The sequence below is a fragment of the Sphingobacterium sp. UBA6317 genome (genome assembly GCF_002440385.1).
GTDB lineage: Bacteria > Bacteroidota > Bacteroidia > Sphingobacteriales > Sphingobacteriaceae > Sphingobacterium > Sphingobacterium multivorum.
In genome coordinates, this window is record NZ_DJTD01000058.1 from 24,607 (window position 1) to 34,374 (window position 9,768).

Genomic DNA, 9,768 nt, shown 5'->3' on the forward strand with positions numbered 1-9,768 from the left:
AAAATAGGATGAATCGACAAGAACTGATCAAAACTTTTTCTGACAACCACCATACGGTTATTGCCTATATCCAGGCATTACCTGATCCCCTTTTTTTATACCGTAATCATGAAAAATGGACAGCTGGTCAGCAGCTAAAACATATCCTCTTAACGCTTCTACCCTTTCCAAAGATACTGCAATCAAAAGAGTTCATCGTCCAAAAATTCGGCACCCTACAACGTAAATCTTGGGACTACGATACAGTACTTAACAATTATCTCAAAACAAGCCTACAGGCGCCAGGTCAATTTTTTCCTGATGAAATCCTGCCTGCACAAAAGAGAGCCTTATAACGCAATTAGAAGAAGTAATAACCACAATTAATCAATTATTTGCACTGTACAATGAAGAGGAGCTCGATAGCCTGGTCTTACCCCACCCTTTGCTCGGAAAACTCAGTATACGTGAAATGTTTTACCTGATGAGCTATCATCCCCTACACCACCTGAATCAAATTAAGGAAAACTTGGCGTCATTAAACCACTAAGTAGCAACTTATTTTTCAACATGTTGCCTGACTAGCATTCATGGTTTGTGTCTATTCCTTCATGGTATTTATCTATTCCCTTGTATGGACCATATCATATAAATCAAAGCCTTCAGCCCAATAATCTTTATGGATTTCCCGTAGTACAAAACCATTTTTCTTATAAAATCCAAACGTAAATTGAGAGGTGCCGACTTCGATCTTTTCAACCTGATGATGGGCGTAAAGAAAGTCAATGCGATGATGCAATAAGGTTTTTCCAAAACCAAATCCATAATATTTTGGATTTAAAAAACTCCAACTCAAATATCCTGTGCGCTGATCATCGGAAAAACCTACACCGCCGCCACCAATAATTTGTCCGTTAACCAGTGCAACAAAATACGTCTCCATTTCCTGATCCAGATATTCCATGAAATCGGCAACCTCGCTCTGTGCAAAGTACTTCGGTATATTCATATGAAGAATATCAATCAGTTTATTGCTATCCTGAACATCATATTTCCTAATTTCCAAATACTTATCCATAATTGGTATGATTACAAATCCCTGTCTATTTTAAACTTACATCTCCTGTGAAGTTTCTTAAATATAGGAATAATTTAGTGGGTTTTTATTGCACTATTCCCAAGCATACCCGCTAATCTCATTTTTATTAAAAAACATAAAAAACTATGGCTATTGGCTTGATTTTTGATTAATTTTTCGCTCGCACTGTGGCAAGCAGATGATTATTAAACACCCAATATGCAAAAACCTCAAAAGGATTTACCGATTTTTTTTGAAGCATTAAATCAAATGCCGATTGCCACGGCCATTTATGATAATTCGAACCTCAATATCGCATTTGCCAATTCTCGTATGTTAAAAATGTGGCGTACAGAGAATGAAATAGTTGGACATTTCTTTGGAGAGGTTTTTCCGGTTTTTACCCAGGAAGGATTTACCGATATACTCCGTAACGTCTGGGAAAGCGGTGTTACCTACAAGGCAGTTGAAACTCCCGCAACGATTGTTGACGGTGATTTCAAAATCAAACGCTATTTTGATTTTGAGTATAAGCCACTCTTTGATAAGCGCGGACGAACAAATTCCATCCTCCACACAGCTACCGATGTCACGCATAAGATACACGATGAGAAACCTTTAGATCGAGAAAATATAACTATCAATCCCGCAACCAACCTGCGCATGATATCCTATACACTATCACATGATGCTAAAAATCCCTTGGCACTCGCTAAATTGGGTATAGGTGTACTTAAAGAACATTTGGATATGCAAACCAATAGGCGGCTCGAACTGTATGAGGTCATCGATCAATCACTTGAAAACATCGCTGACATTATCGACAAAACGGTAGAGCTGAGCCTTGCCCCAATGTATAGGCTACGGAAACAACCTGTCCGTTTAGATCTTACATTGCCCAATTGGTGCCGGGAAGCTAAATTATTATTCCGTAGCCCGCATACTGAACTTATCTTTGGGGACCTTTTTCCAGTAAACAGTGATCAAAATGGAGTTTACCAAATCTTTACAAACTTGATCAACAATGCCATTAAATACTCTTCGGCCAATACGAAAGCAGCGCTGCATATTTATAGTGAAAAAGTAACGAACGGTGTGTTATATATCATAAAAGATAATGGTATCGGTATTCCGCAGCATGAACTCGAAAATATCCGTATGGAAAGACTTCGTGGCTCAAATTCAACGGAGTACCAGGGAAAAGGCATCGGATTGTTTATCGTTCAGGAAATTCTTGAAAGGCTCAAAGCGCAGATGGCCATTTTCAGTCAGGAAAACCAAGGGACCGAAATTCGTTTGTTTTTTCCAAATTAATAACGTGACGTAGCCTTTTATCTTCCTTTCAGGACAGATTTTGCCAATCTTGTCCTGCTATTCAAGAAAAATCATTGTTGAACTCCTGATTTATAGCTAATTTTGAATGTTTAGAAATTGCAAGCAAATCAGACAAGTCTTTATGAATCATTTTCGTAAATATTGGAAACTACTTTCCCATATTGGTGCACATCCGGACATGTCATACATCGATTTCAAACGCGTATACATGATCAATCTGATTGCATTGTTATGTTTATTTCCGACAATTTTCTTTTCAATCCTCAATCTTATCGACCACCGTTATATTTTAGCAGCGATTAACTTCTGCAATTCACTATGTGCGCTTACGGTCCTTCTACTTCAATATTATGAGAAGCGTACTATCGCTAAGGCAACACTGTTGACAAGTAATGCTGTGTTTTTCTTCGCTGGAGCGCTACTTTATAAAAATGGTGGCGAATACTTTTTATTGTGCACATTGATTGTCTCCATGTTGATGTATGATAATCGAAAGATCCATATAGCCCTTTGTATTACGGTAGCTTTTTTGATTTCACTCTTATATCTACTTCCCGATATACTCCCGTTAAGCCAGCAAGTGCCTCGATCTAGGTCTGTTTTCAATATTATCAATGCACTAGCTTTTATGGTCGTCGCAGTCAACTTCTTTCTTGACATCATCTATAAGAATATAAAAAAAATTGAGCAGCAACGCCGCAACTTAGAATCCATGAATCGGGACAAAGAAAAAATCTTTTCTATTATCGCGCACGACATCAAAAGTCCTTTTGCCAATCTGGAAGCACTGGTCTTTATGTTTCGTAATCAAATGCTCGACAGTACAAACTCCCAGGAATACATCCAGCAGATCTTTCAACAAATTACGCAGCAGAATCAGGCGTTGGATGATTTATTGCAATGGGGCAGCAGCAGTATGCAGGGGATCAATACCAAAGCATCACCCCAGTTGATCAAACCTATAATACAACAAATTGTTGAAGTTTTTAATGAGAATGCACAATCTAAACAGCTAAAAATCAATATTGATATACCAAACAACACACAGATAATTGCCAATCGGGATCATACCATCATTATTTTACGCAACTTGATCAGCAATGCGATTAAATTCAGCTATGTGAGCGGGAATATCAACATCTACACCAGCATGGATGAAACCTATACACATATTCATATTCAAGATGAAGGAATAGGAATTAACCCTTCGAAGTCCGCCGTACTTTTTAATGAGATCCAGCAAAAGTCTTTCGGAACGGAAGACGAACCCGGATCGGGCGTAGGCCTTGTTTTATGTAAGGATCTTATTGAGCGGAACAAAGGTGTAGTGAACATCCAAAGCACACCTAATAAGGGATCCGTTTTTACGGTCGGATTGCCATCCTGCCCCAGCCATAAACCACAAACCGAGTTCGAAGTACCCAAATGCTGTTAATTCAACTATAGGTTTAGAAATTTTTTGGTGGTTTTATGGAATCATTGAATTGCCGATGAAGAGAGAAAAATTGAATCTCCCTTTTGTAATTAAAACTATATCTTTATAAAAAGAATTACAGGGTCACTATGATAGAGAATACGTTTGGAATGGATATAATGCCTGAAAATGAACATGACCGACTGAATGCCCTCAGACGCTATAAAATAATGGGAACCCCCGCTGAAGCCAGCTTTGATGGAATTGCAAAATTAGCCAGCCAGATCTTTAATGCCCCTATTGCATTGCTCTCATTGGTGGATGCAGAATCGGTCTATTTCAAAGCAAATATCGGCATGGGCACCACAAAGGAAACGAATCGAGGGCAAAGTTTGTGTAGTCTGGCTATTTTGGACAAGAAAGTAACAGTCTTTGAAGATACATTGGAAGAAGATATCCTACTGACCAATCCAACTGTAATTGGAGACTTTGGGCTACGGTTTTACGCAGGTGCACCCCTTATTACACATGATGGTTTTATGATCGGTTCACTGTGCGTTATCGACAAGCATCCGCGGGCTTTCAGCGCAGCTGATCGACAGATATTAGCAGGTCTTGCACGCACAGCGATGGATCAAATCGAGCTTCGAAGTTCTTCCATCGATAAAATTGATGAGCTTGAGGGCGTCAATATTACCATGGCAACCATGCAACAACGACTGCTCGAACTTAATGACGAAATGGAGCTTGCCAATGACGAACTTTATCGCACGAATAGTCAGCTCAACAAATCCTATGATTTGACCGTGCTACTCAATAAAAATCTCAAAAAAAGTGAACGTCGATTCAGATCCTTTATAGATAAGGCCCCAATAGGCTTTGCGATTTTAACAGGCCGTGAGTTAGTTATTGAAGTTGCCAACGATAGGATGCTCAAGCTCTGGCGCAAAACCGAAATTGTCCTCGGCAAACCACTTGCACAAGCGCTTCCAGAACTTCAGGGACAGCCCTATTTAGGGATATTGGACGATGTCTTTACCACCGGCCAAAACTACATTGGAGATACTGCCTACGCAAGACTTGAGTCTATGGGGGTATTGGGCGATCATTATTTTGATTTTACTTATGAGCCGTTAAAGAATGATGAAGGTGAAACGGAGTCTATTATTGTCATAGCCAATGAAGTTACCGAGCGCATCAAAAGAAACGAACATCTTGAAGCTCTCAACTATCAGTTGGAAATTGCACTAAAAGCTGGTGAACTCGGCTCCTACAATCGCGATATCAAAACAGGAAAAATGGACTGCTCCGAAACCTGTAAAATCAATTTTGGTCTTACCAAAAACGACCGCTTTGACTATGAAGACCTCATGCGAAGCATCGTCCCTGAACACCGCGAAATGGTGTATCAAAAGGTGCAGGACGCTATCCAGAACAAGACCACTTATCACGCTGAATATCTCATCCGTTGGCCTGATGGATCGTTACACTGGATCAATGCATCAGGTCTTCCCAAATACGATCCAGAAGGTCATGCAACTCACCTCATCGGCGTAGTGGCAGATATTACAAAACGAAAGAATTACGAATCACAAAAAGATGACTTCCTGGGCATTGCCAGCCATGAACTAAAGACACCCGTCACGGGCTTAAAGGGAACGATTCAATTGCTGGAACGATTTAAGGACAAAACTGGAAGTGAGATCATTTCAAGGGTTATTGATCAGTCTGCTGTCAATATCAAAAAAATCGTTACACTTGTTGATGACCTGCTCAATATGCATAAAATCAGTGAAGGACAGCTTCATCTCGAAAAAACAACATTCAAAGCGTCAAAGATTCTTGCCTCCAGTTGTCACAATATCATATCCCAAGGCAACCATCAAGTTAATATTACGGGCGATCTCGATGCAACTATATTTGCTGACGAGCAACGCCTTGAACAAGTGCTTGTTAATTATGTCAACAATGCCGTTAAATATGCACCAGAATCGAGAGAAATCAATATCACTGTGGAACAGCTGCAAGATTGTATCAAGATAACCGTCAAGGATCAAGGTGAAGGTATTGATCCGGCAGTACAGCCTTTTATTTTTGATCTATATTATAGAGCAAACCATGAAGGCAAATCGTACTCGGGGCTCGGGCTCGGACTCTATATCTCCGCTGAAATTATCAAAAAACACGCGGGTCTAATAGGAGTTGACAGTACGGTAGGCTTGGGCAGCAGTTTCTGGTTTTCCATTCCACGCCCACCAGCGGAAAGATAATCGCAAAAGAGCCGGTAAAAAACCGGCTCTTTGTTATAAACTCCTATGCGCTTCTATTTACAGACTGCTTATGTGCAGCCGATCGGCATTTCAATATAGACTTAGGCCATCTCCTCAACCGTCGCGTCAGGCGCATTCTTCTTGACAGATTCAATGCCGTTTTCCATACCACTTGCGCTTTCATACATCTCGCTGCTTCCAATAATTTGACCATTGGTCGCCTTGAGATTGAAATAGTACTTACCATTGGTAGCAGTTTTACGATCAAATTTGTTATCGTCCTGAGCATTCTTCTTAACAGATTCAACGCCATTTAAACAGTTTGCTTTAGTTGTATAACCTTCACTGCTTAAAATCACCTGTCCGTTTCCAGCTTTTAGATTAAACTGAAATTCGCCATTTTTCCGAGTTTTTACTTCAAATTTACCCATTTTCTCAATTAATTAAATAAATACGTGGTTATTGGAATGAAATCCATACTACAATATAATACTTTTCCATGTTTTTATTGTAAAACAACGATTAATTTTTTTTCCGCGATAACGTACTTGTTTCTATCCGTCTATCCTGTCCAACAGGGTATTTAAGAATGTTTAATCTCTTAAAGTAGTTAGATCCTGCATTGGCGCTGGCAAATTTAAATCAGCTATTGCTGTATAGACAGATTCATCAACTTTAAACCCCCATTTTCTAAAAAAATCCGAGAGATCTTTTTGAGCAATCTGACATGCAGACAGCATAAAATAGCGCATTTTCTCTGCATCTGTCGAAACTGCGGGCCTGTTCTCGCGCGTAGTTTTGCTAAGTTTGATGTAAAAATCGTCGCCAAATCCCAACCAGAGTTGATGAAACATAATCATTTTCAAATCATTATCCCCCAAATTAAAGTTACGATCAGCGATATTTTTTTGAAAGTAAGTCGTCAATTTAGGCCAGGAATTATTGGCTGTCACTCGACTTACCGGCAATCCAAATCCCCTTTCGCTGGCTAGCGAATAGACATTCACGGTTGTTTCTGTCAGATTGTCCCACGTCCAAGCTTTTTGTTGATAGGTGTGGCCGACCTCATGCCATATTCCCCATCCATTTGTATTGGACAGATATTTTGGCTGCAACATACGATAAGATAAGGCATCGGTAAAATAAATAGAAATACCGGCTGCCATATAGCCTCCAGCACTCGAATCCCTCACTGTAATCAGATGCTTATTGTAAGGTATCGCATGAACTCCACTGGTACCATTCAAGCCACTGATTCGATTGGAAAAGTCAATAATTGAATCCAATCTATTAACAATCAGCTGTTGATCTTCGTCCCTGTACAACAGGGCATCGGCAATTTTGGCTACCATAATGGTGTGATCCGACGAGAAGACGACATCCGGAACGGTACTTTTCAACGAATCCAATGTAGCTACCCATTGCTCATGGGAGGTTATCCCCTTTTGAAAGTAAGGGACCGGAATAAATCCATTGCCAAAAGAAAGCTCGATTTCTCCAGTTGTTGTATAATTATCAGCTGTATAAATCACATAAACCAATCCCCCGTATTGATCCACTGTGAAAGTTTGCGTACCTGCCTAGAGATTGAAATACTGCCGGACTGGTCGAATATTATCTCTAAAAGGCGTCCCGATCGCTAAGCGTGCTGCTGTAGTACCCGAGTTGACTTTTACGTTTATGGTTATGGTACTGTTTGGCGCCACATAAAATCCGGTCATTTGCATCTCATTGTGATTCGCTCGAAACTGAAGTCTATCAGCCTCCGTTGCGGCCGAAGGACTTACGTTGAATAATTGGACCGAATCCGCTATTGCTAAGGATTCTGCGCCGGTATCGTTTGGTAAGGTGTACATTAAGCTGCCATCTTTCCGGCAGGAAATGCTCATAGCGATCACTAAAATCGTGATTAAGGAAAACACGGTCTTTCTCATAATTTTTAAATAAAGTTTATAAATTGTATTAATTGTCCGCACTGCTTCCGATCATCCTACAAAGCCTCAGCGGCTGTTTCGAAGTTTTTTATTTTTTTGATCGATTTAGGATTCCACAAAACTTAAAACAAGATGATCCATACAAAGAATTCTCTTCACCTTCGGTAAAGTATTAGTTCATAATCTTAAAGCAAGATATAATATATTGTACAGAAAAATAATCAACTGCTTCAGATCAAACGTTTGCACAATCAACGAAAACCTTTTCGCTTAGACAAACATCAAATAACCGAAAAGAAAGTATATTTTATAAAAAATAACAAGAATCGAGTAATAACCTTATTCTGTACCGCGATAGAAGCTAGATGTTATTCAAACTAATCGCTCAGATCTAACGCTATTCGCTCGAACACTCCATCATCCAGCACTAGCGGAGCTGCGCATGATCATCTCAATAACCATGATTAAATTATAGATGAAGATGACTTGAAGTGGATTAATTAGACGTGAGTCCTAAAAAACCTAAAAAAAAGCAGTATAACCAAAGGTCATAATCAATGTATTTCATAGTTTTATTTTTAATAAAGATAACATACGTAAAAACCTATATTACAAAGAATAATACAAAATAAAACAAGAGAAAAATGAAATCAGAAAATAGAACAAAAAAACGATTTCTCTCTTCTCGGAGCCAAGTTTTAATTTATCCGTCTATTTTTCAAAGGATAATCTGCTTCGCTTCAGTACCAGAATCAATTATAAAAAATTATAATTTTAAAAAGCGAATCGTTAATTTCGAAAAGTACACTATGAAATTAATACCCTAATTTTGCTTGTATTCAAAAAAGTTTGATGAAATATTTAACCTAAACTATAGCCTCAGAACACTATAGTGGATCAATAACAAGCGATTATCTTAAAACATGAAAAATAACATAAAGGAACAAAAAGAAACATTAAATCAATTGGATCAAAATTCAGCACCGCTAGCGGAACACCCCATTATAGTAGAATTTAAAAAACTCATTCACCAGTATCCTCAGAATCACTGGGATCTCCAATTCTACTTGAAAAAGCTCAACGTTTCAAGAATGGCCTTACATCGATTGACACTTTCAAGCAGTGAAACTTCACCCAGCACGATCGTCAAGGAAATTGTCGCAAGTGAGATTGCCAAAAAACTTGCTACCACTGAAATTCCGATTAAAGAGTTGACTTCGTATTATGGTTTTAGTTCTTCAGCATCATTAACACGGTTTATAAAAAAGCATACTGGTCTGAGTCCCCGAAAATTTAGGGCATTAAATGCGCTGGATTATATTTAAAAAATAACTCGAAGCTATCTCCCGATCGATAGCTAAAAATTGAATAGCATAGGGTAAGCTTTTTATGAAATTTGGGCGATATTCCTATATTTACCAGTATTTAATGCTGATTTTTTCGATACTTCCGAAAAATCAAAGCATCCTTCAAATGCATTCGTTGTTCTTATAGAAGCGTTATAACTATTTTCTTCATTAAACAATTATGAAAAGGGATGATAAACGATATTTTTTAGTTTAAAGATATTGTTAAAGTTTGACAAACACCTTCTTTTTAAAAACTAAAAATACACATTATAAAACTAAAATATCTATCATTAAACAAAAAAAAAGCGCACTAATCTGTGCACTTTTTTTGCTAAACATTATGTCTCGTCCTGAAATATCGATACATAAAAAGAATCGTTATGGAAGAAGGAACAAATTATGTAAAGCG

9 protein-coding genes are annotated in these 9,768 nt (G+C 38.5%); 5 read left to right on the forward strand and 4 right to left on the reverse strand.

The features are described 5' to 3' along the window. Positions 1 to 8: 8 nt before the first annotated feature. Positions 9 to 335 carry a hypothetical protein gene (locus B3E92_RS19590; RefSeq protein ID WP_286898010.1) on the forward strand — a complete coding sequence of 109 codons (327 nt, stop codon included), beginning with the start codon at positions 9 to 11 and terminating at the stop codon, positions 333 to 335. Between the two features lie 266 nt (positions 336 to 601). On the opposite strand, the gene B3E92_RS19595 is transcribed toward B3E92_RS19590, so the two are convergent. Beyond that, a complete protein-coding gene (locus B3E92_RS19595; RefSeq protein WP_286898011.1) occupies positions 602 to 1,057 on the reverse strand; it encodes a GNAT family N-acetyltransferase in 456 nt (151 codons plus the stop codon). Between the two features lie 219 nt (positions 1,058 to 1,276). On the opposite strand from B3E92_RS19595, the gene B3E92_RS19600 reads away from it, so the two are divergent. The 3 genes from B3E92_RS19600 to B3E92_RS19610 all read left to right on the forward strand — a co-directional run bounded on the left by B3E92_RS19600 (position 1,277) and on the right by B3E92_RS19610 (position 6,076). Next, on the forward strand, positions 1,277 to 2,371 hold the full coding sequence (locus B3E92_RS19600; RefSeq protein ID WP_112376411.1) for a PAS domain-containing sensor histidine kinase: 1,095 nt from the start codon (positions 1,277 to 1,279) through the stop codon (positions 2,369 to 2,371). Between the two features lie 142 nt (positions 2,372 to 2,513). Continuing rightward, the gene (locus B3E92_RS19605) at positions 2,514 to 3,827 is read left to right on the forward strand and encodes a sensor histidine kinase (protein ID WP_172462516.1); all 1,314 of its coding nucleotides are present in this window, start codon (positions 2,514 to 2,516) and stop codon (positions 3,825 to 3,827) included. Between the two features lie 128 nt (positions 3,828 to 3,955). Then, positions 3,956 to 6,076, forward strand: coding sequence for an ATP-binding protein (locus B3E92_RS19610; protein ID WP_286898012.1), 2,121 nt, complete (start codon positions 3,956 to 3,958; stop codon positions 6,074 to 6,076). A 101-nt stretch (positions 6,077 to 6,177) separates the two neighbouring features. Here B3E92_RS19610 and B3E92_RS19615 read toward each other — a convergent pair whose 3' ends face one another. The 3 genes from B3E92_RS19615 to B3E92_RS19625 form a co-directional block, all read right to left on the reverse strand. Then, entirely contained in the window at positions 6,178 to 6,507 is a 330-nt protein-coding gene (locus B3E92_RS19615) for a YegP family protein (RefSeq protein ID WP_112376407.1), read from the reverse strand. 162 nt (positions 6,508 to 6,669) lie between these two features. Continuing rightward, on the reverse strand, positions 6,670 to 7,635 hold the full coding sequence (locus B3E92_RS19620) for a M60 family metallopeptidase (protein ID WP_286898013.1): 966 nt from the start codon (positions 7,633 to 7,635) through the stop codon (positions 6,670 to 6,672). A 21-nt stretch (positions 7,636 to 7,656) separates the two neighbouring features. Continuing rightward, the gene (locus B3E92_RS19625) at positions 7,657 to 8,010 is read right to left on the reverse strand and encodes a M60 family peptidase N-terminal accessory domain-containing protein (RefSeq protein WP_286898014.1); all 354 of its coding nucleotides are present in this window, start codon (positions 8,008 to 8,010) and stop codon (positions 7,657 to 7,659) included. A 923-nt stretch (positions 8,011 to 8,933) separates the two neighbouring features. Between B3E92_RS19625 and B3E92_RS19630 the strand changes: the two genes are divergently transcribed. Then, complete coding sequence (locus B3E92_RS19630; protein ID WP_070561060.1) at positions 8,934 to 9,335, forward strand: helix-turn-helix domain-containing protein; 402 nt, start codon at positions 8,934 to 8,936, stop codon at positions 9,333 to 9,335. Positions 9,336 to 9,768: the final 433 nt, after the last annotated feature.